This is a genomic window from Ramlibacter sp. bp-362 (assembly GCF_054956735.1).
Genome location: NZ_JBUDXE010000007.1, coordinates 1 through 22,630 on the forward strand (window position 1 = coordinate 1; position 22,630 = coordinate 22,630).

A 22,630-nucleotide genomic window follows, 5' to 3' on the forward strand; every position below is an offset into this window, starting at 1 on the left:
TCCCGAGCTCAGTCCGCTTTTCCGTTGTGCCGGAACGACTTGGCGCACCCTGGCGGATTTATCCCGGACAGCAGTGCCTTCTGCTGCGGAAGACGGCTGCGGGCGTTCGAAGAGTGGAACGCAGAGTGCGCAAAGGTTACGCAGAGAACGCAGAGGAAAACCATTCAAGGATGTTCTCTGCGTCCTCTGCGTAACCTCTGCGTCCTCTGCGTTCTCCTCCTTCGCCGCTCCGGACCTCGATCCGGCCGCCGCCCGCCTACAGGCGCTGCATCGCCGCGAAATCCGGCAGCGCCCCGCTCGCGAATCCCGGCGCCGCCAGCGAGCCGATCGCCAGCTCGCCTTCGCGGATGCGCACGCGCACCGCGCCGTGGCTGCGCTCGTACAGGTCCGGGTGCGCCTGCAGGAAGGCGTCCTGCTCCGCCTGCGGCAGCGCCGCCATCCCGTTCACGTAGTGGTGGCCGTTGCGCTCCACGTGCCGGATGCCCAGCAGGTTCACCAGCGCGAGGTCCTGCTGCACCGACAGCCCCGCCTGCGTGGTGAGGTCCTCGGCCGAGAGGAAGTAGCGCGGCGCGCCCTCTTCCCGGTTCCAGGCGGCGCAGCGCGCCGCGTTCAGCACCGACTTGTAGAAGCCCTTGCAGGTCTTGGAGGAGATGCCGTCGTAGCCGCGCTCGCGCGCCTGCACGAAGCTTTGCAGCTCGCCGTCGGATTCGTCCACGATCACCGGCTTGCCGAGGGCCGCCGCGCGCAGGTCGACTTCCAGCGCCAGCTTGCGCGCGATCGGCTGCTCGATGAAGAGGATGGAGTCCCACAGGCGCGCGAGCGCGGGCCGGCCCTGGATGCCGCGCACCAGTTCCTGCACGCCTTGGGCGCTGTCGTACTGCTCGTTGCCGTCCAGCGAGGCGTAGTAGGGATGCGGCGCGCGATCGAGCACGCCCGCGATCCGCTCCAGCCGCTGCAGGTCCGCGGCCACCTGGCCGCCCACCTTCAGCTTGAAGTAGCGGTGGCCGTAGGCCCGCACCACCTCCTCCAGCGTCTCCGGCAGGCCGTCGCCGACGCGCTCCTGCTGGTCGGCCGCCGTGATGGCGTCCACCAGGCCCACGGTGTGGCGGGCGTGGATGTGCGTGGCCGGCTCCAGGGTCGCGAGGAAGGCGTCGAAGTCGAATCCGGCGAAAGCGGGATGCGCGCCACCCATGCCGGGCAGGTTCGCGCGCATCGCGTCGTAGAAGGACACGCCCAGCGCGCGGCACAGCGCGTCGAGGACGGCGCGGTCGACCAGCGCCGGCCCGTAGCTGGCCAGCAGCGGGTTGAAGCCCTCGCCCGCGGCGGCGCGCGCATGCGCGTCGTGGTGGCGGGCGAAGTGGCCGAAGGCCGTGGCCGGCCGCGCGTCCGAGAGGTAGGCCGAGCGCGCCATGCGCAGCACGCTGCGCAGCTGCTCGAAGTTGTCCTCGTTCGTGAGCGCCAGGTTCTTGTCGAACCACTTCGGCGCCATCAGTTCGGCGGCCGCGCCCCAGGCCGTGCGGCCATCGGCGAGTTCGACCTGCACGCGGGCGAAGGCCTGCGGCGCCTCGCGCAGCGTCACCACGCCGAAGCGGAAGGGCATGCGCAGCTGCACCGGCCGTTCGTACAGCTCGATGGCGCGCAGGGAAAGGAGGGGAGCCTCAGTCATTCGCATGCAACCCGGAAAGCACGCCGCGCAGGTAGCCGAGCGAAAAGGCGGCGCAGCCGGGACCGTCGGGCACGTAGTCGAAGGGTTCGACGCCGACGATGCCCGGGAAGTGCCCCTCGGCCTCCAGCCAGGCGAGCGCGTCCAGGATGGGCGCGAAGTCCAGCGCGCCCTGGCCCGGTCCGCGCCGGTTCGGGTCGTTCACCTGCACGTGGCCGATCACGCCGCGCGGGATCCACTTCGTCATCACTTCGTCCACCGGCAGCGACTCGGTCTGGCCGGCGGCGCTGCAGTCGATCATGGTGCGCAGCGCCGGGCTGCCCACCTCGTCGACCATGCGCACGCATTCCTCCACGGTGTTGAACAGGTCGGTCTCGCGCCGCGACAGCGGCTCCAGGCAGTAGGTGACACCGCAGCGCTGCGCCGCCTCCGCGGCCGCCCGGAGGCACTCGCGGGCGCGCTCCCAGGCCTGCTCGCGCGTGCTGCCCTCGGGCACCTTGCGCTGCTTGGGCGAGCCGTGAACGAGGTAGCGGCCGCCGAAGCCCGCGCACAGTTCCACCAGGCGCACCATCACGTCGCTCGTGCGCCGGCGCAGCGCCGCATCCTCGGAGACGATGGACAGGCCCGCGGGCGCCACCAGCAGCCAGTGCAGGCCGAAGATCGCGAGGCCGTGGTCTTCGGCGACCCGGCGCGCCTGCGCCACCTCGGCATCGGTGAGCTTCGTCGGATCCTCGGCGAGCGTGAAGGGCGCGAGCTCCAGGCCGTCGTAGCCCAGGCCGGCCGCCAGCTGGCACTGCTGCGCGAAGGGCAGCGGCTGCAGCACTTCGTTGCAGAGCGCGAATTTCATGGCAGCGAGCTTACGCGCGGCGCGCGAACAGCAGGCGCAGGCCGCCGGCGATGCCGAACTTCAGGCGGGTGACGCCCTTCTTGAACGCCGGCACGTACAGGAGGATGGTGAAGATCGTCACGGCGGCGAAAGCCATGGCGATCGGCCGCGTGAAGAAGGGACCGAGGCTGCCGTCCGACAGCACCAGGCCGCGGCGCAGGCTCTTGTCCAGCAGCGGGCCGAGCACCAGGCCCAGCACCAGCGGCGCCATCTCGTAGCCGCGCTTGCGCAGGAAGAAGGCGCCGACGCCGATGGCGATCATCACGTAGATGTCGAACAGGCGCGAGGCCGTGGCGAAGGCGCCGACCGTGCACAGCAGGAACACGATGGGCATCAGGATGCCGCGGCGCACCTTCAGCACGTGCAGCAGCGGCCGCACGCCGAACAGGCCGAACAGCAGGATGGTGATCGAGGCGAGCGTCGTCATCGCCACCACGTGGTAGACGAAGTGCGGGTGCTCGATCATGAGCATCGGGCCCGGCTGCACGCCGTGGATGATCATCGCGGCCATGAGCACGGCCGACGGCGCGGAGCCGGGGATGCCCAGCGCCAGGCAGGGAATGATGTGGCCCGGCACCGAGGACATGTCGCCGGTCTCGGCGGCCATCAGGCCGTCGATCGAGCCCTTGCCGAACTGCTCCTTCTCCTTGCTCACGGCCTTGGCCGCGGCATAGGACATCCAGGCGCCGGCGTCCTCGCCCACGCCGGGCAGCAAGCCGGTCAGCACGCCGATCACGCCGGAGCGCAGCACCGTCCAGCGGTACTTGATGATCTCGCGCCAGCGCGGCAGCACGGAGTCGTTCAGGTCGGCGATCTTGCGCTCGATGGGATCCGACAGCGTCGTCAGCACCTCGGCCAGGCCGAAGGCGCCGACCAGTGCCGGGATCAGCGCGATGCCGCCGGAGAGCTCGTCCCAGCCGAGCGTGAAGCGGTTGTAGGCGTACAGGCTCTCCTGCCCCACCTGCGCGATGAACAGGCCCAGCAGGCCCATCAGCCAGCCCTTGAGCGGGTCGCCGCCGACGATGCTGCCGGACATGGTGACGCCGAACAGGGCGAGCCAGAAGAATTCGAAGGCGCCGAACTGCAGCGCGACCTCGGCGAGCAGCGGCGTGAACAGCGCCAGGCAGACCACGCCGATCAGCGTGCTGATGAAGGCGCCGGAGGTGGCGATGCCGATCGCGCGGCCGGCCTGCCCCTGCTGCGCGAGCGCGTAGCCGTCGGCGCAGGACGCGGCGTTCGCGGCCGTGCCGGGGATGTTCAGCAGGATCGCTGTGCGCGAGCCGCCGTACAGGGCGCCGACGTAGGAGCAGATCAGCACCAGGATCGCGTCGTTGGTGCCCAGCTTGATGGTGAGCGTGGTCAGCAGCGCGATCGCCAGCGTGGCCGACAGGCCCGGCAGGATGCCCATGATGATGCCCACGAACGCCCCGCCCAGCCCGTACAGCAGGGTCATGGGGTTCATGAAGCTGACGTAGGCAGCGCCGAGGTCTTGCAGTCCTTGCAACATTCGAGGGCCTTGGAGGCGGGTACTTCAGGAAGCGGTCAGGGCAGGCGGACCAGGAACACGCGCTCGAACACGAGCCACGTGATCACCGAGGCGCACACGCCGATCAGCAGCGCCTTGCCCCAGGCGCGCGCGCCCAGGCGCCGCTCGGCCGGGTCGCGGCTGATGCGCTGGAACACGAGGATGGAGGCCGTGACGTAGATCGTGGAGGCCAGCCAGAACGGCAGGCCGTGGCCCACCAGCACGATGGCGTAGCCGGCGCACAGCGCGATCGCGATCCACACGCGCTTGCGCTCCTCGCGCTGGTCGGCGCTGGCCGGCGGCAGCGGCTGCACGAGCGCGCCACGGCGCCAGCTGCGCAGGCCCAGCACCGCGCCCAGCAGGATCATGGCGATCCCGAGCAGGCCGGGCAGCAGGCCCGGCACCGTCACGGGGTTGATGTGCTGGTGCTCCAGCCGGTCCATCGTGATGGAACCGACCAGGACCACGATGCCGAAGACGATCCAGCCCACCGCGTCCTTCAGGTCGGAACGCGGCGGCCTCGTTTCCGGGTCCAGGCCCTGGTCAACGGAGTGCTCGGGGACGAGCGCGGGATCGGTCATCGTCTCGCTTCGCTCAGGGCTTGGGGATGCCGACCGTGTCGGGCGAGACCTTGGTCTTGCCGCTGGCGTGCAGGTTCCACACGTTGGTCTGCACCGCCGGCCACACGGCCTTCTGCGCCGCCTCGCCGTACAGCGGGTTGAACAGGGCGCCGCGGCTGGTGGCGTACTTCTTCAGCGCCGGGCTCTTGCTGATGTTCTCGGCCCAGATGCGCTCGACGGTCTTCACGACTTCGTCCGGCACGCCCTTGGGGATGAAGATGCCGAAGTAGTTGGCCGGGGCGGTGAAGCCCGGGATCACGGTGGAGAGCGCCGGGATGGTGCCGTAGCCTTCCAGCTCCAGCGGCTTGTCGCTCACGGTGGCGAGCGGGCGCAGGCGCTTGCCGCGGATCATGTCGGCCTGCTCCACGGCCAGCTGGGTGGTCATGTCGGTCTCGCCGGCGACGGTGGCGACCACGGCGGGGTTGCCGCCGTCATAGGAGACTTCCTTGTACTTGACGCCGGTGGCCTTGACGATCTGGTCCATGGCGGCGTGGGCGGCGGAGGTCACGCCGGCAGTGGCCACGCTGATCTGGCCCGGGCGCTTCTTCATGTCGTCCAGCAGTTCCTTGGCGTTCTTCCAGGGGCGCTGCGGGTTCACGCCGATCACCTGGATGTTGGCCACGTTCAGGAACAGGTGCCAGTCCTTCTGGATGTTGGTGTCGACCGCGCCCAGCGCCTGGTAGGCGCCCAGGTCCTGCGCGGCGCCAGCCGTCCAGGTGTAGCCGTCCTTCGGGGCGTCGAGGGCGCTCTTGGTGCCGATGGCGCCCGAGGCGCCCGGCTGGTTGACGATCACGATCGTCTGGCCCAGCGCCTTCTCCAGTTCCGCCGCGGTCACGCGGGTGACCTGGTCGGTGGAGCCGCCGGCCGCCCAGGGCACGATCAGGTTGATCGGCCGCGTGGGCTTCCAGTTCTGGGCCGCCGCGGGCAGCGACACGGCCACGACCGCAGCGGCGGCCAGGGTCTGGAGGAAGAAACGCTTTTGCATGAAGGTGTCTCCGAGGGGGTTAATTCTCTAAACAGTTAATTAGCGCACTTTAAGGGCACGGCTGCCCGGCTGTCAACGCGGGATGTCCGGGGGAGCGGTGGGGTTCGGTGGGGTTCGCTGCGCTCACCGCCACCCTACGGGCGCGGGCTCTCGTAGGGTGGCGACGGCCGCAGGCCGTCGGACGGTGAGCGCAGCGAACCCCACCGACCTCACGCGAGCCAGCGTTCCTTGTTCTCGGCCACGAACGCGTCGTCCGTCAAGTGCGGATAGTCCTTCTGCACCCGCGAGAGCTCCGCCGCCTGGCCTTCGCTCAGGCCCTCGTGCGGGTCCAGGCACCAGGTGCCCTGCAGGATGCCTTGCCGGCGCAGGATCTCGTGGCAGCCGGCGATGCAGCCGTGGAAGTCGTGCGCCACGTCGAAGAGCGCCGCATTGCAGTCGGTCACCTGGCTGTCCAGCGCGAGCAGGTCCAGCGGCACCTGGCCGGCGTCGACCGCGGCGTGGATGCGCTCCAGCAGCTGCACGGCCGCGCGGGTCCACACGCTCCAGTGCCCCAGCAGGCCGCCGCGGATGCGCACCGTCACCGGCTCGCCGTCGCGCACGAAGCGGAAGGGCGCGACCAGGTCGTTCACGATGTGGTCGTCGTTGCCCGTGTAGAGCGTGACGCGTTCCTCGGCGCGCGCGGCGACCACGCCGCGGATCACGTCCAGCGTGCGGTAGCGGTTGAACGGCGCCATCTTGATCGCGACGACGTTGTCGATCTCGGCGAAGCGGCGCCAGAAATTCATCGGCAGGTGGATGCCGCCCACCGCCGGCTGCAGGTAGAAGCCCACCAGCGGCATCACCTCGGCGACGGCGCGGCAGTGCGCCACCAGTTCGTCCTCGCTCGCGCCCTTCATGGCCGCGAGGCTCAGGAGCGCGCCGTGGTAGCCCAGGCCGCGGGCGATGCCCGCTTCGCGCACCGCCTGTTCCGTGCGGCCCGCGAGGCCCGCCACCATGAACAGCGGCCGGCGGCCGCCCAGCGGCTCCCATTCCTGCGCCGTCTGCATCGCCAGCTCCAGCACGGGCTGGTACAGGCCGACATCGCGGATCGCGAACTGCGTGGAGTGCACGCCGACGGCCACGCCGCCGGCGCCGGCATCGAGGTAGTAGCGCGTCATCGCGCGCTGGCGGCGCGCATCGAGGTGGCGTTCGGCGTCCAGCGCCAGCAGGTGCGCCGGGATGGCGGCGCCACGGCGCAGGACGGCCAGGCTGTCGCGCGGCAGGTCGGACCAGTGCATGTCAGTACTTTCCGTCGCGGGCTTCGTAATGGGTCGGCTTGTTCAGCGAGGCGCCGCCGCGCTGCACCCAGTCGGCCGTCCAGTCCAGCATGCGCTGCAGGTCCACCTGCGGCGGGCCGAACAGGCGGAAGGCTTCGCTGCAGTCCACCAGCCAGGCGCTGGGCGCCTCGTGGCCGTGGAACACCGGGTTGACGCCCAGGCGCTCTCCGAAGCCGCAGGCCAGCTCACGGATGCTCACCTTGGGGCCGCTCAGGTTCAGCGCGCTGGTGGGCGTGGTGCAGTGCGCGAGCGAACGCAGCGCCCAGTCGTTGGCCTCGCCCTGCCAGATCACGTTGGCGTAGCCCATGGTGAGGTCGATCGGCTCGCGCCGCAGCACCTTCTGCGCGACGTCGTGCAGCACGCCGTAGCGCATGTCGATCGCGTAGGACAGCCGCAGCAGCCGGCCCGGCGTGCCGAGCGCGTGCGAGAAGTGCTCGAACAGGCGCTCGCGCGCGACGCAGGAGTTGGCGTACTCGCCCGAAGGCGCCGTCGGCGCAACCGATTCCGGCGCGCCCTCGCCTTCCACGTCCACGAAGGGGTACACGCAGGCAGTGGAGAAGGCCACGATGCGCGAGCGCGGGAAGCGCTCGGCCACCAGCGCCGGCACGTGCGCGTTCATCGCCCACGTCAGCCATTCGCTGCCGGTGGAGCCGAACTTGCGTCCGGCCATGAACACGATGTTGGGCACTTCCGGCAGCGCCGCGATCGCCTCGCGCGACAGCAGGTCGGCGGCGATGCATTCCACGCCCGCGGCCTCCAGCTTCTCGCGCAGGCCGGCCTCCGAGAAGCGCGCGACGCCGATCACCCGGCGGCCCGGCACGGCGCGCTTGGCCATGCAGGCCAGCGTCGGCCCCATCTTCCCGCCCACCCCCAGCACCATGATGTCGCCCGGCGCGCGTTCCAGCGCCTCGACCAGCTGCGGGGAGGGGCGGCTCATCAACTCTTCCAGCGCCGCGAGGTCCGCGATGCGCGCCGGCAGGTCCTTGGCAGATTCCGTCATCCCGCGACTATTCACCAAATGGTGAATTAATGCAATACCCTCGCCCCCTCCCGCGAGCGGGAGAGGGAGGAATTTCAGGCGCGGCAGCGTTCCAGCACGTGGCGCGACATCGCGAGCGCCAGCTCCTGCTCGCCCACGAACACCTTGCCGGCGACCTCCTCCTCCAGCCGCCGGGCCTCCTCCGCGTTGTGCGAGCGCACGACGATCTCGATGGCGGGGTTGAGCAGCCGCGCGTGGCTGACCATCTGCCGCACGCCGATGGTGTCGGGAATGGCGATCACCAGCAGCCGGGCGCGCGCCACGTGCGCCTGCACCAGGACCTCGGGCCGGCTGGCGTCGCCGCTGACGGCCGGGATGCCGTGGGCGCGCAGGGATTCCACCAGCTCGCGGTTGGCCTCGGCCACCACGAAGGGCAGCCTCGCCTCCTGCAGCGCGGCCGCCACCTGGCAGCCGACGCCGCCGTAGCCGACCAGCACCACCTGGCGCGAGAGGTAGCGCGGGTCCGTCGTCATGGGCAGTTCGGCCAGCGGATCGTCGCGCGCCGCCAGCTGGCGGGCAAGCCGCGAGCGCGCCAGCAGCCACTGCTGCACCGGCGCGATGGCGCGGAACACCAGCGGGTTCAGCGCGATGGAGATCAGCGCGCCGGCCACGATCAGGCTCTGCGCCTCGCGCGGCAACACCCCCAGCGCGCCGCCCAGCGTGACCAGGATGAAGGAGAACTCGCCGATCTGCGCGAGGCTGGCCGACACCGTCAGCGCCGTGTGCAGCGGATAGCGCAGCAGCAGCACCAGCGCCGCCGCCGCGAGCGACTTGCCGACCAGGATCACGCCCAGCACGGCCAGCACCCGCCCGGGCTGCTCCACCAGCACGCGCGGGTCGAACAGCATGCCGACGGACACGAAGAACAGCACGGCGAAGGCGTCGCGCAGCGGCAGCGTCTCCTCGGCGGCGCGATGGCTGAACTGCGACTCGCGCAGCACCATGCCGGCGAAGAAGGCGCCCAGCGCGAAGGACACGCCGAACAGCAGCGTCGCGCCGTAGGCGATGCTCACGGCGGCCGCGACCACGCACAGGGTGAAGAGCTCGCGCGAGCCGACCTTCTGCACCTGCCACAGCAGCCAGGGGAACAGGCGCCGCCCGACCAGCAGCATCAGCGCGACGAACAGGCCCACCTGCAGGAGCGTGCGGCCCAGCTGCAGCCAGACGGCGCCGGCGGCCACGTTCGCGCCGCCCAGCGCGCCCGCCAGCGGCGGCATCAGCACGAGCACCAGCACCATGGCGAGGTCCTCGACGACCAGCCAGCCGATCGCGATCCGCCCGTTGAAGGTGTGGAGCAGCCCCAGCGTGTCGAGCGCGCGCAGCAGCACGACGGTGCTCGCGCAGGACAGCGCCAGCCCGAAGACCAGCGCGGCCGGCAGGCTCCAGCCCCACCAGCTCGCCATGCCCATGCCGAGGGCGGAAGCGGCGGCGATCTGCACGATGGCGCCCGGCACGGCGATGCGGCGCACGGCCAGCAGGTCGCCCAGCGAGAAGTGCAGGCCGACGCCGAACATCAGCAGCATCACGCCGATCTCGGCGAGTTGCGAGGCGAGGTGGGTGTCGGCGACGAAGCCGGGCGTGAACGGGCCGATGAGCACGCCGGCGAGCAAGTAGCCCACCAGCGCCGGCAGGTGCATGCGCGCCGCGGCAAAACCCAGCACCAGCGCCAGCCCGAGGCCGGCGGCGATGGTGGTGATCAGGGGCAGGTTGTGGTGCATGCGCCCGGATCATGATAAATGCCGCATGGCGCGGCGACCGCCGGCCCGCGCAAAAAAAAGGCCCGCCGAAGCGGGCCCTTTCCGGCGCGGACGCCTCAGACCTTCACGGTCGTCATGTACGTGTCGTAGCGGTACTCGGAGAAGCGGCTCCACAGGATCTGGTCGCGCTGGAAGGCGCGCATGTCCTGGTGGATCTTCTTGAACTCGGGCGACTTCGCCTCGTGCTCGGCGAACACCTGCATGGAGGCCTTGAAGCCGGCGTCCATGATCTCCTTGGAGAAGGGCATCAGCTTGGTGCCGGCGGCCACCAGGCGCTTGAGCGCCGGCGGGTTCACGGCGTCGTACTTGGCCGTCATGTCGCGCGCGGCGACCTTGGTGGCGGCCGCGAGGATCGCCTTGTTCTCGGCGGACAGGGCGTCGTAGGCCTTGATGTTCACGAAGAACTCCAGCTCGGCGCCGCCTTCCCACCAGCCCGGGTAGTAGTAGAACGGGGCGACCTTGTTGAAGCCCAGCTTCTCGTCGTCGAAGGGGCCGACGAACTCGGTGGCGTCCAGGGTGCCCTTCTCGAGCGCTTGGTACACGTCGCCGGCCGGCATGTTCTGCGCCACCACGCCCAGCTTGGCCATCGCCTCGCCGAACAGGCCGCCGCCCATGCGCATCTTCAGGCCCTTCAGGTCGTTGACGGTCTTGATCTCCTTGCGGTACCAGCCGCCCATCTGGGTGGTGGTGTTGCCCGCGCTGAAGCTCTTCATGTTGTACTTGGCGTAGAACGCGTCCATCAGCTTGCGGCCGTTGCCGTGCTCCATCCAGGCGTCCATCTGGCGCGCGTTCAGGCCGAAGGGCACCGCGCAGCCGAAGGCGAAGATCGAGTCCTTGCCGGTGAAGTAGTACGGCGCGGTCTGGCCCATCTCGATGGTGCCGTTCTGCAGCGCGTCCACGTTGGCGAAGGCGGGCATCAGCTCGCCGCCGGCATGGATGGAGATCTCGAACTTGCCGCCCGAGAGGTCCTTGACGGTCTTCTGCAGCATCTCGGCGCTGCCCCAGATGGTGTCCAGCGACTTCGGGAAGCTGGAAGAGAGGCGCCAGCGCACGGCGGCCTGGGCATGCACCGCGGGAGCGATGCCGGAAGCGAGCACGCCGGCGATGCCGGCGCGCTTCATGAGGGAACGACGATCCATGGGAAGCTATCTCCTGACTTTTTCAGCCCGAGCATGATGAGCCTGCCAGCCGCCCGAAGCTTGCAGAAGCCTTGCATCCTTCCCTCGTGCAGGTACCTGAGGCCTCGTTCCGGGCGAAAAAAAAGCCGCACGACGTGCGGCTTTTGGCATGAGGTCGCGCTCTACAGCTTCTGCGCCTGCATGAAGCGGTCGAAGGTGCCCTCGGTGAAGCGGAACCAGAGGTTCTGGTCGGCGCGGAATTTCGAGTAGTCCGCGTAGATCTTCTTCCAGTCGGGGTTCTTGTCGTTCAGCTCCGAGTAGACCTCCATCGACTCCTTGAAGGCCGCCGACATGATCTGGTTGGAGAAGGGACGCAGCTTGGTGCCCTGCGCCACCAGCTGCTTCAGCGCCGCCGGGTTGCGCGCGTCGTAGCGGGCCTGCATCGCGATGTGGGCCTCGGCGGCGGCCGCCTCGACGATCGCCTTGTTCTCCGACGACAGCGCGTTGTACGCCTTGTCGTTGATGAAGAAGTCCAGCTGCGGGCCGCCTTCCCACCAGCCGGGGTAGTAGTAGTTGGGCGCGACCTTGGCGAAGCCGAGCTTCAGGTCGTCGTACGGCCCCACCCACTCCGCCGCGTCCAGCGTGCCCTTCTCCAGGGCCTGGTAGATCTCGCCGCCGGGGATGTTCTGCGGCACGCCGCCCATGCGCTCGATCACCTTGCCGGCGAAGCCGCCGACGCGGAACTTCAGGCCCTTGATGTCGGCGACGGTCTTGATTTCCTTGCGGTACCAGCCGCCCATCTGCGCCCCGGTGTTGCCGCCGGGGAAGTTGATCATGTTGTACTTGGCGTAGAACTCGCGCATCAGCTTCAGGCCGTTGCCCTCGACCATCCACGCGGTCATCTGCCGGCTGTTGAGGCCGAAGGGGATCGCGCAGCCCAGCGCGAACACCTCGCTCTTGCCGAAGAAGTAGTAGGGCGCCGTGTGCGCCACTTCGATCGTGCCCTGCTGGACCCCGTCGACCACGCCGAAGGCGGGCATCAGTTCGCCGGCCGCGTGCACCGAGACGTCGAACTTGCCGCCGGACATGGCCTTCACCTTCGCGGCGAACACCTCGGCCGCGCCGAAGATGGTGTCGAGCGACTTGGGGAAGGACGAAGCCAGGCGCCAGCGCAGCGCCTGCTGGGCGTGCACGGCCGGTGCGATGCCGGTGGCCAGCACTCCCGCGATGCCGGCCTGCCTGATGAGGGAACGACGATCCATGAACACTCCTCGGATTGAGAAAAAACGTTGAATGGCTTGACCCCGCCGGCCGACCAGGGATCGGCCGGGCAAGGTCGCCCATTCTCATGACTGACAGTTTCCTGTCAGCCCCGTGTTTTCCCGTGGAGTGCGCGGGTTCAGGCCAGCTTCTGCGCCTGCATGAACCGGTCGAAGGTCATCTCCGTGAAGCGGAACCAGAGGTTCTGGTCGGCGCGGAATTTCGAGTAGTCCGCGTAGATCTTCTTCCAGTCCTCGTTCTTGTCGCTGATCTCCTGGTACAGCGCCATCGCCTCCTTGAACGCGAGGCTCATGAGGTCGTTGGAGAAGGGACGCAGCTTGGTGCCCTGGGCCACCAGCTGCTTCAGCGCCGCCGGATTGCGCGCGTCGTAGCGGGCCTGCACCATGATGTGGGCGTCGGAGGCGGCGGATTCGATGATGGCCTTGTACTCGTTCGGCAGCGCGTTGTAGGCCTTTTCGTTGACCAGGATGTCCAGCTCCGGGCCGCCTTCCCACCAGCCGGGGTAGTAGTAGTAGGGCGCGACCTTGGCGAAGCCGAGCTTCAGGTCGTCGTACGGTCCGACCCACTCCGCCGCGTCCAGCGTGCCCTTCTCCAGGGCCTGGTAGATCTCGCCGCCGGGGATGTTCTGCGGCACGCCGCCCATGCGCTCGACCACCTTGCCGGCGAAGCCGCCGACGCGGAACTTGAGGCCCTTCATGTCGGCGGCGGTCTTGATCTCCTTGCGGTACCAGCCGCCCATCTGCGCCCCGGTGTTGCCGGCCGGGAAGTTGAGCATGTTGTACTTGGCGTAGAACTCGCGCATCAGCTTCAGGCCGTTGCCCTCGTGCATCCACGCCGTCATCTGCCGGCTGTTCAGGCCGAAGGGGATCGCGCAGCCCAGGGCGAAGACCTCGCTCTTGCCGAAGAAGTAGTACGGCGCCGTGTGCGCCACTTCCACCGTGCCGCCCTGCACGCCGTCGACCACGCCGAAGGCCGGCATCAGCTCGCCGGCCGCGTGGGTGGAGATCTCGAACTTGCCGTTGGACAGCGCCTTGACCCGGGCCGCGAAGAGCTCGGCGCCGCCGTACAGGGTGTCGAGCGACTTCGGGAAGCTGGAGGCCAGCCGCCATCGGATCGAGGCCTGCGCGTGCACGGCCGGTGCGATGCCCGAGGCGAGCACGCCGGCGATGCCGGCGTTCCTGAGTAGCGATCTGCGATCCATGGTGTCTCCTGGAATGGGATCAGGCTGCCCATTCTGGGAGTGACAGCTTTCTGTCAGGAAAGGGGTTTTCCCGGGGAGTCGCTGGGGTTCGCTTCGCTCACCGCCAGCCTACGAGGTTGGATGCCCGGGGTTCGTAGGCTGGCGGTGAGCGCCAGCGAACCCCAGCATCAACCAACCACCTTCAGGTTCGGCGCCCGTTCCAGCAAGTCACCGAAGCGCCCGCGGATCGAGGCCTCGATGCCCGCGGCGTCCAGCCCCTGCAGGGCCAGCAGCCGCGCCGGGTCGCCGTGCGGCGCGTATTCGTCGCGCAGGCCCAGCTGCAGCACGGGCTTGGTGACGGACGCCTGCGCCAGGGCCTCCAGCACCGCGCTGCCAGCGCCGCCCATGATGGCGCCCTCTTCCACCGTCACCAGCGCCTCGTGCGTCGCGGCGACCTGAAGCAGCAGCTCGGTGTCGAGCGGCTTCGCCCAGCGCATGTTCACCACGGTCGCGTCGAGCCGCTCCGCCGCCTGCAGCGCGGGATAGAGCAGCGTCCCGAAGGCGAGGATCGCCAGGCGCTGGCCCTTGCGGCGGGTCTCACCCTTGCCGAAGGGCAGTGCCTGCAGGCCGGGCTCCACCGCGATGCCGACGCCCGCGCCGCGCGGATAGCGCACGGCCACCGGGTGGTCCTGCTGGAAGGCCGTCGTCAGGAGCTTGCGCGTCTCGTTCTCGTCGGCCGGGCAGGCGATGCTCACCTGCGGGATGCAGCGCAGGTACGCGATGTCGTAGGCGCCCGCGTGCGTGGGCCCGTCGGCGCCGACCAGGCCGGCGCGATCGAGCGCGAACACCACCGGCAGGTTCTGCAGCGCCACGTCGTGGATCAGCTGGTCGTAGGCGCGCTGCAGGAAGGTCGAATAGATCGCCACCACGGGCTTGAGGCCCTCCGCGGCCAAGCCGGCGGCGAAGGTCACGGCGTGCTGTTCGGCGATGCCGACGTCGAAGTAGCGGTCGGGGAAGCGCTGGTGGAATTCCACCAGGCCCGAGCCTTCGCGCATCGCCGGCGTGATGCCGACCAGGCGCTGGTCCTGCACCGCCATGTCGCACAGCCACTTGCCGAACACCTGCGTGAAGGTGGGCTTGGGCGGCGTCGCGGGCTTCACGAGGCCCACGGCGGGATCGAACTTGCCCGGGCCGTGGTAGGCCACCGGATCCGCCTCGGCCAGCTTGTAGCCCTGCCCCTTCTTCGTCACGACGTGCAGGAACTGCGGGCCCTTCAGCTGGCGGATGTTCTCCAGCGTCGGCACCAGCGAGTCGAGGTCGTGGCCGTCGATGGGGCCGATGTAGTTGAAGCCGAACTTCTCGAACAGCGTCGCCGGCACCACCATGCCCTTGGCGTGCTCCTCGATGCGCTTGGCCAGCTCGAAGAGGGGCGGCGCCACGTTCAGCACCTTCTTGCCGATGTCCTTCGCGGCCGCGTAGAAGCGTCCGCTCATGAGCTGCGCGAGGTAGCGGTTCAGCGCGCCCACCGGCGGGCTGATCGACATGTCGTTGTCGTTGAGGATCACCAGCAGGTCGGTGTCGGCCACGCCCGCGTTGTTGAGCGCCTCGAACGCCATGCCGGCGGTCATCGCGCCGTCGCCGATCACCGCGATGCAGTGGCGCTGCTCGCCCTTCTGCTTCGCGGCCACCGCCATGCCCAGCGCCGCGGAGATGCTGGTGGAGGAATGCGCCGTGCCGAAGGCGTCGTACTCGCTCTCGGCGCGCTGCGGGAAGCCGGCCAGGCCGCCCAGCTGGCGCAGCGTGCCCATGCGCTCGCGCCGGCCGGTGAGGATCTTGTGCGGATAGGTCTGGTGGCCCACGTCCCAGACCACGCGGTCGCGCGGCGTGTCGAAGACGTAGTGCAGCGCGATGGTGAGCTCCACCGTGCCCAGGTTGGAACTGAGGTGGCCGCCCGTGCGGGCGACGGACTCGAGCACGTAGCTGCGCAGCTCGTCGGCCAGCTGGGGCAGCTGGGCCCGCGCGAGCCGCCGCAGGTCGGCGGGGTCGTTGATGGATTCGAGCAGCGTTGGCATGGAATTCTTCAGTTGTCCCGGTGCACCACCGTCTCGGCCAGCGCCCGGAGGGCCTGCGTGCGGGCCAGCCCGGTGCTCGCAAGAGCGGCGCGCGCCTGTTCCAGCAGTTCGGCGGCGTAGGCGCGCGCGCGGGGCAGGCCCAGCAGCGACACGTAGGTGGGCTTGTCCTGGGCCGCGTCCTTGCCGGCCGTCTTGCCGAGGGTAGCCGAATCCGCGGTGACGTCGAGGATGTCGTCCACGACCTGGAAAGCGAGCCCCAGCGCGCGGCCGTAGGCCTCGAGGCCCGCGGCGGCTGCAGCGTCGGGCTCGCCGCACGCGGCGCCCATCATCACGCTGGCCTGCAGCAGCGCGCCGGTCTTCAGGCAGTGCATCCGGCGCAGCTCGGATTCGGTCAGCGACTTGCCCACGGCCGCGAGATCGATCGCCTGGCCGCCGGCCATGCCCGCGTGGCCCGCGGCCTGCGCGAGCAGGCGGCACAGGCGCGCCTGCACGCGATCGGGGATCTTCCCGCCTCCGGGCGCCAGCAGCTCGAAGGCCAGGGCCTGCAGCGCATCGCCCGCCAGCAGCGCGGTCGCCTCGCCGAAGGCCACGTGCACCGTCGGCTTGCCCCGGCGCAGCACGTCGTTGTCCATGCAGGGCATGTCGTCGTGCACGAGAGAGTACGCGTGGATCAGTTCGACGGCGCAGGCCGCGCGCAGGGCCGCTTCCTCGTCGCCGGCCACCGCCTCGGCAGCACCGAGCACGAGCAGCGGACGCAGGCGCTTGCCGCCATCGAGCACGGAGTAGCGCATCGCGGCGCCGAGCTGCGCGGGCGCGTCCGCGGGCACCCACGCGGACAGGGCCTGCTCCACGCGTTCGAGTCGTTCGGACGACCAGTCCCGCAGGTCGACGCTCACTCGTTCGCCCACGGCTTCAGCACGCCGGCGTCGAGCACCTTCACCTGCTCCTCGACGGCCTGCAGCTTGTCGCGGCAGAACTTCAGCAGTTCGGCGCCCCGCTGGTAGCCGGCGAGCAGTTGCTCCAGCGGCAACTGCCCCGATTCGATGAGGCCCGTGAGCTTCTCGAGTTCTTCCATCGCCGCTTCGTAGCTGGCGGGGGCCTGGGGGGACGTTGGGGACATGCAATTTCTCGGCAATCTGTACTGGATTTTAGGCGACGGCCCCCCAAGTGGACCCGGGGGTTAGAATCGCCCCCTTTTCGCTGTCGCGCTTCGAGCGTGGCCCTGCCCCTTCATAGGGGGAGTCTCTAGGTCAGGTGAAATGTCTGATTTAAGTCTTCAGCTACAGCAGGCCGCAAGCCAACTTCCCGTTTCCAGCTACTTCGACCAGGCGCTGTTCACGCGCGAGCAGGAGCTCATCTTCGAGCACGGTCCCCGCTACCTGGGGCACGAACTCGCGGTGCCCCAGGTCGGCGACTACTACGCCCTGCCGCAGGAAGGCGAGGGGCGCGCGCTCGTGCGCACGCCGCAAGGCGTCGAGCTGATCTCCAACGTCTGCCGCCACCGGCAGGCCGTGATCCTGCGCGGGCGCGGCTCCGTGAACGAGAAGCCGTCCTCGGGCGGGAACATCGTGTGCCCCTTGCACCGCTGGACTTACAGCGCCGGCCAGGGCGCGAAGGCCGGCACGCTGCTGGGCGCGCCGCACTTCGCGACCGACCCGTGCCTGGACCTCGACAACTACCGGGTGCAGAACTGGAACGGCCTGCTGTTCGAGGCCAACCGGTTCGACGTCAACCGCGTGCTCGCGCGCCTGGGCCCCAAGGCGGACCTGGACTTCTCGGGCTACGTGTACGACCGCACGGAACTGCACGAGGTGGACTACAACTGGAAGACCTTCATCGAGGTCTACCTGGAGGACTACCACGTGGGGCCGTTCCACCCGGGACTGGGCAACTTCGTCACCTGCGACGACCTGCGCTGGGAGTTCGGGCGCCACTACTCGGTGCAGACCGTGGGCCTCGCCGGCAAGCTCGGCAAGCCCGGCTCGGACGTGTACCGCAACTGGCACGACGCCGTGCTGCGCTACCAGGACGGCCGCCTGCCCAAGCACGGCGCGGTGTGGCTCACGCTGTACCCGAACGTGATGGTGGAGTGGTACCCGAACGTGCTGGTGGTCTCCACGCTGGTGCCCAAGGGCCCGCAGAAGACGCTGAACGTCGTGGAGTTCTTCTATCCCGAGGAGATCGCGGCCTTCGAGCGCGAGTTCGTGGAAGCCCAGCAGGCGGCCTACATGGAGACGTGCGAGGAGGACGACGAGATCGCGCTGCGCATGGACGCGGGCCGCCGGGCACTGATGGAACGCGGCGACAACGAGGTCGGCCCCTACCAGAGCCCGATGGAAGACGGCATGCAGCACTTCCACGAGTGGTACCGCGAGCGCATGGGCCCGCAGCCGCTCCTGCGCTGAGTGCCCTCCTTCCCGCAGGGCCGGCACAGCGGCACCGTGGTGCCGCTGGACCGGCGCAACGTCGACACCGACGCGATCTTTCCCAAGCAGTACGGCCGCTCGACCGCGAAGAGCGGCTACGGCCCCGTGCTGTTCGACAACTGGCGCTACCTCGACCCGGGCGACCTCGACAGTGATCATTCGCTGCGGCGGCCCGACCCGGACTTCGTGCTGAACCAGCCGGCGCTGCGCGGCGCGACCGTGCTGCTGGCCGGCCCCAACTTCGGCTGCGGCTCCAGCCGCGAGCACGCCGTGTGGGCGCTGCGCGACTACGGCTTCCGCGCCGTCGTGGCGCCGAGCTTCGGCGACATCTTCCGGCAGAACTGCGCGCTCAACGGCGTGGCGCCCATCGCTCTGGCGGAGCACGAGGTGCGCGCGCTGTTCGCGCTCGCGCAGGCCGGCGTGCTGTCCGTCACCATCGACGTGAACGAAGGCCTGCTGTGGGCCGGCCCGCGGTCCTTCCGGTTCCAGCTCACGCCGCGCCAGCGCCTGCTGCTGACGCAGGACGTCGACTGGATCGGCGCGACGCTCGCCCAGCGCGAGCGCATCGCCGCCTTCGAAGCGGCGCGCCTGGCGCGCCAGCCGTGGCTGGATCGGGTCTTCCCGCGCGCGCCGGAACGATGAAAATAGCGTCATGTACACGACGCTCATCTCCGCCGCGCAGCTGAAGGCCTTGCAGGCGGGCAAGGACCGCCTGATGGTGTTCGACTGCAGCTTCGACCTGGCCGATCCGGCCGCCGGGGAGAAGCAGTACCTCGAGGCGCACATCCCCGGCGCGGTCTACGCGCACCTCGACGACGACCTGAGCGACAAGGGCACGGCCGATGCCCACGGCGAGGTGAAGCCGCATCCGGGCGCGGCCTCGGGCGGCCGCCATCCGCTGCCGCGGCGCGAGAAGTTCGCGATGTGGCTGTCCGGCGTGGGCTTCGCCAACGACATGCAGGCCGTCGTCTACGACCGCAACGGCGCCAACTACTGCGGCCGCCTGTGGTGGATGCTGAAGTGGGCCGGCCACGAGGCGGTGGCGGTGCTCGATGGCGGGCTGCAGGCCTGGCAGGCCGCCGGCGGCGAGGTCCGCGGCGGCACCGAGCCCTCGCACTTCCAGACCAACTTCGAACTGCGCGAGCCGCTGCGCGCGCTGGTGGGCACGGAGCAGGTGGCGCGCCGTCTGGGCGACGCGGCGCAGACGCTCGTGGACGCGCGTTCGCCGCAGCGCTATCGCGGCGAGGTGGAGCCGCTCGATCCGGTGGCGGGTCACATCCCCGGCGCGCTGAACCGGCCCTTCAGCCAGAACCTCGGGCCCGACGGCAAGTTCAAGCCGCCGCAGCAGCTGCGCGCCGAATTCGAGCAGCTGCTCGCGGGCCGCGATCCGTCGACCGTGGTGCACCACTGCGGCAGCGGCGTGAGCGCGGTGCCGAACCTGATCGCGATGGAACTCGCGGGCATGGGGCCGACGGCGCTCTATGCGGGGAGCTGGAGCGAGTGGAGCCGGGATGCGAAGCTGCCGGTGGAAAAGGGCTGAAGACAGCCCTCACCCCGGCCCTCTCCCGCAAGCGGGAGAGGGCGCAATCCCGAAAAAAAATCCGCCACGAGGGCGGATTTTTTTTGCGAGCACGGAGGCTCAATCGCGGTTGCCCACGGAGCTCTTCGTCGTCCTGTTGGGGCTGCCGTCCGGCACCGGCGCGGCGCCCATCGCATTCGCGCCGTCGGCCGGGGTGTTGCCCAGGCCGCCATCGAGGCCCGCGCCCGGACGCGCGGCGAGTTGCCCGGAGGCGGCGCCGGTGGCGTCCGAGCCGGTCGCGCCGGCCACTGCATCGCCCCCGGAGGAACCGGGGTGCGGCAGCGAGCCGGTGATGCCGGACGGGCCACCCGGCGGGGTGTCGGCCGCCTGGGGCTGCACGACTTCCGCGCTGTTGCCGGGATCCGGACGGCCCGGCGCCACCGCGTTGTCGTCGGCCTGCTTGCTGCACCCGCCCAGCGCGAGCGCGCCGGCGGCTGCGAGCGTGGCGAGGACCCAGGAGGCGCGCATCGTCATCACTGCGTCGTGGTGGCCGTGCTGGGCGTGCTGGAGGTCGCGGAGCCCGACAGGTCGGAGCTGCCCGAGGCCGCGCCGCTCATCGTGCCCGTGGCCGAGCCGGAGGCGCCCATGGAGGTGCCGCTGCCCGTGTCGGTCGAGGTGCTGCTGCTGGCCGTCGCGTCGGTGCTGGGCATCGTGGTGCTGGGCATCGTGCTGGCCGAGCTGCTGGTGGTGTCGCTCGGGGTCGTGGTCGACGGCATCGTGCTGGAGGTGGAGGTCTCGCTCGAGGTGGACTCTTCCTTGCTGCAGGCGCCCAGCGACAGGGTCAGGGCGGCAACCACGGCCACGGCGGCGCATTGGGCGATCGGGGACTTGATCATCAGGAACTCCTTCAAGGGGTTTCGTTTCGGATTGCATCGGGTGCACTGACAGCGTTCCCGCTGCCTGCGGCTCACTTTAGTGGTTACCCTAATGCGGCTTGTCGTCTGGCACTGTCGAAGGGTGTAGGACAAGTCACGGCTGTCCTTGCCGCGCCCTCAGGCGAGGGCGGATGCGAGGGCGTCCTCCCGCAATGCGTCGGCCACGGCCTTCAGTTCCTCGCGCCGCACGTTGATCGTGCGCGCCAGCGAGGCGAGGTCCAGGCGCGCCGCCAGCGCGCGGTTGAACACCTGCTCGCGCTCCTCGCGCACGTGCCGCGCGACCTGCTCCGCGAGCAGCGCCACGTGCCTGTCGTACTGCGCGTCGTCCGGCGAACCGGCGAGGATCCGCGCCACGATCTCGCGCTGGCTGCCGTGCTGCTCCTCGGCCCCGTCCACCAGGTCCTCGTCGTGCAGGGCCTCGCGTATCGCGGGGTAGAACAGTTCCTGCTCGAGCTTGGCGTGGATGGTCAGCTCCAGGCAGATCTCCTCCGCGAGCGTGCGGCGCTGCACGGCGGATGCGCGCGTGCGCACCAGCTCGCGATAGGCCTGGAACAGCGCGTGGACGGCCAGGTGGTCGGCGTCCAGCAGGTCGATGGCATCGGGCGCTTGTTTTTTCATGGTGTGTGCGTCTCGTGTCTGCGGGCGCGGCGCTCAGGAACGCTCGCCGCTCTCGCGCCGGGTCTTGGAAAACTGCTTCATCACGGGAGCGGCCGGCGAGGCCGCGTGCGCGCCGGTGGGCGGCGGCTGCGTCTTCGCCGCCGCGCGCGCCTTGGCAGGCGGCGCCGCGTCGGCGGGCTTGCTGCGAGGTTTGTTCATGCGCCTACTCTAGAGATGCGGCGCGCGGGCGGTGTCAGCGCCGCGGCGGGCGCCGTGTAGGCACGGAGCCCGTCCGCCGCTTCAGAGCCGGCCGAGGGCCGACATCAGCGCCTTGCGCACCGTGGGGAACTGGTGCACGTCGCTGTGGCCGGCGCCGTCCACGCGCACCAGCTGCGCGGAACGGAAGGCGCTGCACAGCTGCTCGCTGTGGTGGATGGGGATCAGTTCGTCCTTCTCGCCGTGGATCAGCATCACGGGGCCGAGCAGCTTGGCGGCGTGCTCCAGCGTGTGCAGCGGATAGCGCAGCACCTGCATCGGCACCCACGGATAGAGCTCCGCGGCCAGCGCCTTCATGCTGCTGTAGGGCGAGACGAGCAGCGTGAGGTCCGGCGCGTGGCCGTCCGAGCACAGCTGCGCGGCCAGCCCCGCCGCCAGGCCGGTGCCCAGCGACTGGCCCGAGATCACCACGCGCTTGCCGGCGTAACGGGGCGCGAAGTGCTGCCACACCGCTGCGACGTCGGCGCGCAGCTGCTCCTCGCTCTCAATGTGGCCCGTGCTCTTGCCGAAGCCGCGGTAGTCGAACATCACCACGTCGAAGTTGGCCTGCCGGAAGGCATCCAGGTCCACGAACCACTTCTTCAGGTTGCCGGAATTGCCGTGCAGGAAGAAGAACACGCCGCGCGGCTCGGGCAGCGCCATGTGCGCCACCGACAGGCGCGCGCCGGGCACGTCGACGAACAGCTCGTGCGTGTCGGGGTCCTGGCAGACGGGCTCGTCGGGCGCCAGCGGATCGGGTTCGAACAGCAGGCGCTCCTGGCGGAAGTAGAGCCAGCCCACGGCGCCCGCGTAGATGGCGCCGATGGCCAGCAGGACCGACGCGGAGAACAGTGCATAGACCATGTTGCCTCCGCCGCGCACGGCCTTAGCGATTGCGCTTGGCATCGGGGTCGCTCGGGCCGTTGCGGTCGGACATGCCCGCGCCGGGCGCGCCGAGGTCGCCCGCGTCGCTCGGGTTCTTCTCGTTCCAGGTGCGGCCCGCGCCGGTCACCTTGCCGCGCGGATGGACCATGTCGGTGCCGTCGTCGAAGTCCAGCGTGCCGCCGGCCGAGGGCGCGTCCCCGGCCGCGCCGTGGTCGCGCTGGTTCACGCCCGAAGGCGCCACCAGGTCGGGCTGGTCGTCGCTCGTGAGGCCGACCTTGCCGGGGCCGTCGCCGCGGTAGTCCTGGCCTTCGGGCGACTCCGTCGTCATCGGCATGCCCTTTTCCTCGCCCGCCATCGGGCGGTTGCCCATCTTCTGGCCGACCCCCGGCGGGTCGCCGGAACCACGGGGAGAGGCCTGCCCTTGCCGCTCCACGTCCGGCGAGGGGCGGTCCTTGTCGACGCGCGGAATACCGTCTCGGGATTGTTCCTGGTTGGGCATCGCGGACTCCTTTGCTCTGTCAGGGGGCAAGTGTTCGCCCGCGCCCAAGGCAGACCTGTAGTCGGGCCCCAA

General features: G+C 69.8%; 23 protein-coding genes. 4 read left to right on the forward strand and 19 right to left on the reverse strand.

Features of this window, described 5'->3' with window-relative positions; genetic code table 11:
• Positions 1-256: 256 nt before the first annotated feature.
• The 14 genes from ACY0MJ_RS11065 to ACY0MJ_RS11130 form a co-directional block, all read right to left on the reverse strand.
• Positions 257-1,666, reverse strand: a complete 1,410-nt coding sequence (locus tag ACY0MJ_RS11065; RefSeq protein WP_462638516.1) for an enolase C-terminal domain-like protein — start codon at positions 1,664-1,666, stop codon at positions 257-259.
• Entirely contained in the window at positions 1,659-2,510 is an 852-nt protein-coding gene (locus ACY0MJ_RS11070; protein WP_462638517.1) for a sugar phosphate isomerase/epimerase family protein, read from the reverse strand. The genes ACY0MJ_RS11065 and ACY0MJ_RS11070 overlap by 8 nt, the downstream gene beginning before the upstream one ends.
• A gap of 10 nt (positions 2,511-2,520) precedes the next feature.
• On the reverse strand, positions 2,521-4,056 hold the full coding sequence (locus ACY0MJ_RS11075; protein ID WP_462638518.1) for a tripartite tricarboxylate transporter permease: 1,536 nt from the start codon (positions 4,054-4,056) through the stop codon (positions 2,521-2,523).
• Between the two features lie 35 nt (positions 4,057-4,091).
• Positions 4,092-4,655, reverse strand: coding sequence for a tripartite tricarboxylate transporter TctB family protein (locus ACY0MJ_RS11080; RefSeq protein WP_462638519.1), 564 nt, complete (start codon positions 4,653-4,655; stop codon positions 4,092-4,094).
• Positions 4,656-4,668: 13 nt separating this feature from the next.
• Complete coding sequence (locus ACY0MJ_RS11085) at positions 4,669-5,679, reverse strand: tripartite tricarboxylate transporter substrate binding protein (protein ID WP_462638520.1); 1,011 nt, start codon at positions 5,677-5,679, stop codon at positions 4,669-4,671.
• A 209-nt stretch (positions 5,680-5,888) separates the two neighbouring features.
• Positions 5,889-6,956 (reverse strand): dihydrodipicolinate synthase family protein, encoded by a 1,068-nt coding sequence (locus tag ACY0MJ_RS11090; protein WP_462638521.1) that lies wholly within the window; start codon positions 6,954-6,956, stop codon positions 5,889-5,891.
• Between the two features lies 1 nt (position 6,957).
• Positions 6,958-7,995, reverse strand: coding sequence for an NAD-dependent epimerase/dehydratase family protein (locus ACY0MJ_RS11095; protein ID WP_462638522.1), 1,038 nt, complete (start codon positions 7,993-7,995; stop codon positions 6,958-6,960).
• Positions 7,996-8,069: 74 nt separating this feature from the next.
• Positions 8,070-9,752, reverse strand: coding sequence for a cation:proton antiporter domain-containing protein (locus ACY0MJ_RS11100; RefSeq protein WP_462638523.1), 1,683 nt, complete (start codon positions 9,750-9,752; stop codon positions 8,070-8,072).
• Between the two features lie 95 nt (positions 9,753-9,847).
• The gene (locus ACY0MJ_RS11105; protein WP_462638524.1) at positions 9,848-10,930 is read right to left on the reverse strand and encodes a TRAP transporter substrate-binding protein; all 1,083 of its coding nucleotides are present in this window, start codon (positions 10,928-10,930) and stop codon (positions 9,848-9,850) included.
• A 161-nt stretch (positions 10,931-11,091) separates the two neighbouring features.
• Positions 11,092-12,171 carry a TRAP transporter substrate-binding protein gene (locus ACY0MJ_RS11110; protein ID WP_462638525.1) on the reverse strand — a complete coding sequence of 360 codons (1,080 nt, stop codon included), beginning with the start codon at positions 12,169-12,171 and terminating at the stop codon, positions 11,092-11,094.
• A 137-nt stretch (positions 12,172-12,308) separates the two neighbouring features.
• Positions 12,309-13,391, reverse strand: coding sequence for a TRAP transporter substrate-binding protein (locus tag ACY0MJ_RS11115; RefSeq protein ID WP_462638526.1), 1,083 nt, complete (start codon positions 13,389-13,391; stop codon positions 12,309-12,311).
• A 167-nt stretch (positions 13,392-13,558) separates the two neighbouring features.
• Complete coding sequence (dxs, locus tag ACY0MJ_RS11120; RefSeq protein ID WP_462638527.1) at positions 13,559-15,442, reverse strand: 1-deoxy-D-xylulose-5-phosphate synthase; 1,884 nt, start codon at positions 15,440-15,442, stop codon at positions 13,559-13,561.
• Positions 15,443-15,450: 8 nt separating this feature from the next.
• Positions 15,451-16,338: a polyprenyl synthetase family protein gene (locus ACY0MJ_RS11125; protein ID WP_462638528.1), complete on the reverse strand. Its 888-nt coding sequence runs from the start codon at positions 16,336-16,338 to the stop codon at positions 15,451-15,453.
• Positions 16,335-16,562 carry an exodeoxyribonuclease VII small subunit gene (locus tag ACY0MJ_RS11130; protein WP_462638529.1) on the reverse strand — a complete coding sequence of 76 codons (228 nt, stop codon included), beginning with the start codon at positions 16,560-16,562 and terminating at the stop codon, positions 16,335-16,337. The genes ACY0MJ_RS11125 and ACY0MJ_RS11130 overlap by 4 nt, the downstream gene beginning before the upstream one ends.
• Before the next feature lie 139 nt (positions 16,563-16,701).
• Between ACY0MJ_RS11130 and ACY0MJ_RS11135 the strand changes: the two genes are divergently transcribed.
• The 3 genes from ACY0MJ_RS11135 to ACY0MJ_RS11145 are packed head-to-tail and all read left to right on the forward strand — an operon-like array spanning position 16,702 to position 19,408.
• Positions 16,702-17,847, forward strand: a complete 1,146-nt coding sequence (locus tag ACY0MJ_RS11135; protein ID WP_462638530.1) for an aromatic ring-hydroxylating oxygenase subunit alpha — start codon at positions 16,702-16,704, stop codon at positions 17,845-17,847.
• The gene (leuD, locus tag ACY0MJ_RS11140; RefSeq protein ID WP_462638531.1) at positions 17,848-18,510 is read left to right on the forward strand and encodes a 3-isopropylmalate dehydratase small subunit; all 663 of its coding nucleotides are present in this window, start codon (positions 17,848-17,850) and stop codon (positions 18,508-18,510) included.
• Positions 18,511-18,520: 10 nt separating this feature from the next.
• Positions 18,521-19,408, forward strand: coding sequence for a sulfurtransferase (locus ACY0MJ_RS11145; protein ID WP_462638532.1), 888 nt, complete (start codon positions 18,521-18,523; stop codon positions 19,406-19,408).
• A gap of 99 nt (positions 19,409-19,507) precedes the next feature.
• On the opposite strand, the gene ACY0MJ_RS11150 is transcribed toward ACY0MJ_RS11145, so the two are convergent.
• Positions 19,508-19,921: a hypothetical protein gene (locus ACY0MJ_RS11150; RefSeq protein WP_462638533.1), complete on the reverse strand. Its 414-nt coding sequence runs from the start codon at positions 19,919-19,921 to the stop codon at positions 19,508-19,510.
• Between the two features lie 9 nt (positions 19,922-19,930).
• Between ACY0MJ_RS11150 and ACY0MJ_RS11155 the strand changes: the two genes are divergently transcribed.
• The gene (locus ACY0MJ_RS11155) at positions 19,931-20,332 is read left to right on the forward strand and encodes a hypothetical protein (RefSeq protein ID WP_462638534.1); all 402 of its coding nucleotides are present in this window, start codon (positions 19,931-19,933) and stop codon (positions 20,330-20,332) included.
• A 107-nt stretch (positions 20,333-20,439) separates the two neighbouring features.
• Here ACY0MJ_RS11155 and ACY0MJ_RS11160 read toward each other — a convergent pair whose 3' ends face one another.
• The 4 genes from ACY0MJ_RS11160 to ACY0MJ_RS11175 all read right to left on the reverse strand — a co-directional run bounded on the left by ACY0MJ_RS11160 (position 20,440) and on the right by ACY0MJ_RS11175 (position 22,558).
• Positions 20,440-20,940 carry a hemerythrin domain-containing protein gene (locus tag ACY0MJ_RS11160; protein WP_462638535.1) on the reverse strand — a complete coding sequence of 167 codons (501 nt, stop codon included), beginning with the start codon at positions 20,938-20,940 and terminating at the stop codon, positions 20,440-20,442.
• 33 nt (positions 20,941-20,973) lie between these two features.
• Positions 20,974-21,138, reverse strand: coding sequence for a hypothetical protein (locus ACY0MJ_RS11165; RefSeq protein WP_462638536.1), 165 nt, complete (start codon positions 21,136-21,138; stop codon positions 20,974-20,976).
• Between the two features lie 81 nt (positions 21,139-21,219).
• Positions 21,220-22,038, reverse strand: coding sequence for an alpha/beta hydrolase (locus tag ACY0MJ_RS11170; RefSeq protein WP_462638537.1), 819 nt, complete (start codon positions 22,036-22,038; stop codon positions 21,220-21,222).
• 22 nt (positions 22,039-22,060) lie between these two features.
• Positions 22,061-22,558 (reverse strand): hypothetical protein, encoded by a 498-nt coding sequence (locus ACY0MJ_RS11175; RefSeq protein ID WP_462638538.1) that lies wholly within the window; start codon positions 22,556-22,558, stop codon positions 22,061-22,063.
• Positions 22,559-22,630 lie beyond the last annotated feature (72 nt).

Excerpts from the sequence above, each read along its gene's own strand:
- ACY0MJ_RS11065 (WP_462638516.1), bottom strand. The coding sequence starts at position 1,666 with ATGACTGAGGCTCCCCTCCTTTCCCTGCGCGCCATCGAGCTGTACGAA.
- ACY0MJ_RS11070 (WP_462638517.1), bottom strand. The coding sequence starts at position 2,510 with ATGAAATTCGCGCTCTGCAACGAAGTGCTGCAGCCGCTGCCCTTCGCG.
- ACY0MJ_RS11075 (WP_462638518.1), bottom strand. The coding sequence starts at position 4,056 with ATGTTGCAAGGACTGCAAGACCTCGGCGCTGCCTACGTCAGCTTCATG.
- ACY0MJ_RS11080 (WP_462638519.1), bottom strand. The coding sequence starts at position 4,655 with ATGACCGATCCCGCGCTCGTCCCCGAGCACTCCGTTGACCAGGGCCTG.
- ACY0MJ_RS11085 (WP_462638520.1), bottom strand. The coding sequence starts at position 5,679 with ATGCAAAAGCGTTTCTTCCTCCAGACCCTGGCCGCCGCTGCGGTCGTG.
- ACY0MJ_RS11090 (WP_462638521.1), bottom strand. The coding sequence starts at position 6,956 with ATGCACTGGTCCGACCTGCCGCGCGACAGCCTGGCCGTCCTGCGCCGT.
- ACY0MJ_RS11095 (WP_462638522.1), bottom strand. The coding sequence starts at position 7,995 with ATGACGGAATCTGCCAAGGACCTGCCGGCGCGCATCGCGGACCTCGCG.
- ACY0MJ_RS11100 (WP_462638523.1), bottom strand. The coding sequence starts at position 9,752 with ATGCACCACAACCTGCCCCTGATCACCACCATCGCCGCCGGCCTCGGG.
- ACY0MJ_RS11105 (WP_462638524.1), bottom strand. The coding sequence starts at position 10,930 with ATGGATCGTCGTTCCCTCATGAAGCGCGCCGGCATCGCCGGCGTGCTC.
- ACY0MJ_RS11110 (WP_462638525.1), bottom strand. The coding sequence starts at position 12,171 with ATGGATCGTCGTTCCCTCATCAGGCAGGCCGGCATCGCGGGAGTGCTG.
- ACY0MJ_RS11115 (WP_462638526.1), bottom strand. The coding sequence starts at position 13,391 with ATGGATCGCAGATCGCTACTCAGGAACGCCGGCATCGCCGGCGTGCTC.
- dxs (WP_462638527.1), bottom strand. The coding sequence starts at position 15,442 with ATGCCAACGCTGCTCGAATCCATCAACGACCCCGCCGACCTGCGGCGG.
- ACY0MJ_RS11130 (WP_462638529.1), bottom strand. The coding sequence starts at position 16,562 with ATGTCCCCAACGTCCCCCCAGGCCCCCGCCAGCTACGAAGCGGCGATG.
- ACY0MJ_RS11135 (WP_462638530.1), top strand. The coding sequence starts at position 16,702 with ATGTCTGATTTAAGTCTTCAGCTACAGCAGGCCGCAAGCCAACTTCCC.
- ACY0MJ_RS11145 (WP_462638532.1), top strand. The coding sequence starts at position 18,521 with ATGTACACGACGCTCATCTCCGCCGCGCAGCTGAAGGCCTTGCAGGCG.
- ACY0MJ_RS11150 (WP_462638533.1), bottom strand. The coding sequence starts at position 19,921 with ATGACGATGCGCGCCTCCTGGGTCCTCGCCACGCTCGCAGCCGCCGGC.
- ACY0MJ_RS11160 (WP_462638535.1), bottom strand. The coding sequence starts at position 20,940 with ATGAAAAAACAAGCGCCCGATGCCATCGACCTGCTGGACGCCGACCAC.
- ACY0MJ_RS11165 (WP_462638536.1), bottom strand. The coding sequence starts at position 21,138 with ATGAACAAACCTCGCAGCAAGCCCGCCGACGCGGCGCCGCCTGCCAAG.
- ACY0MJ_RS11170 (WP_462638537.1), bottom strand. The coding sequence starts at position 22,038 with ATGGTCTATGCACTGTTCTCCGCGTCGGTCCTGCTGGCCATCGGCGCC.
- ACY0MJ_RS11175 (WP_462638538.1), bottom strand. The coding sequence starts at position 22,558 with ATGCCCAACCAGGAACAATCCCGAGACGGTATTCCGCGCGTCGACAAG.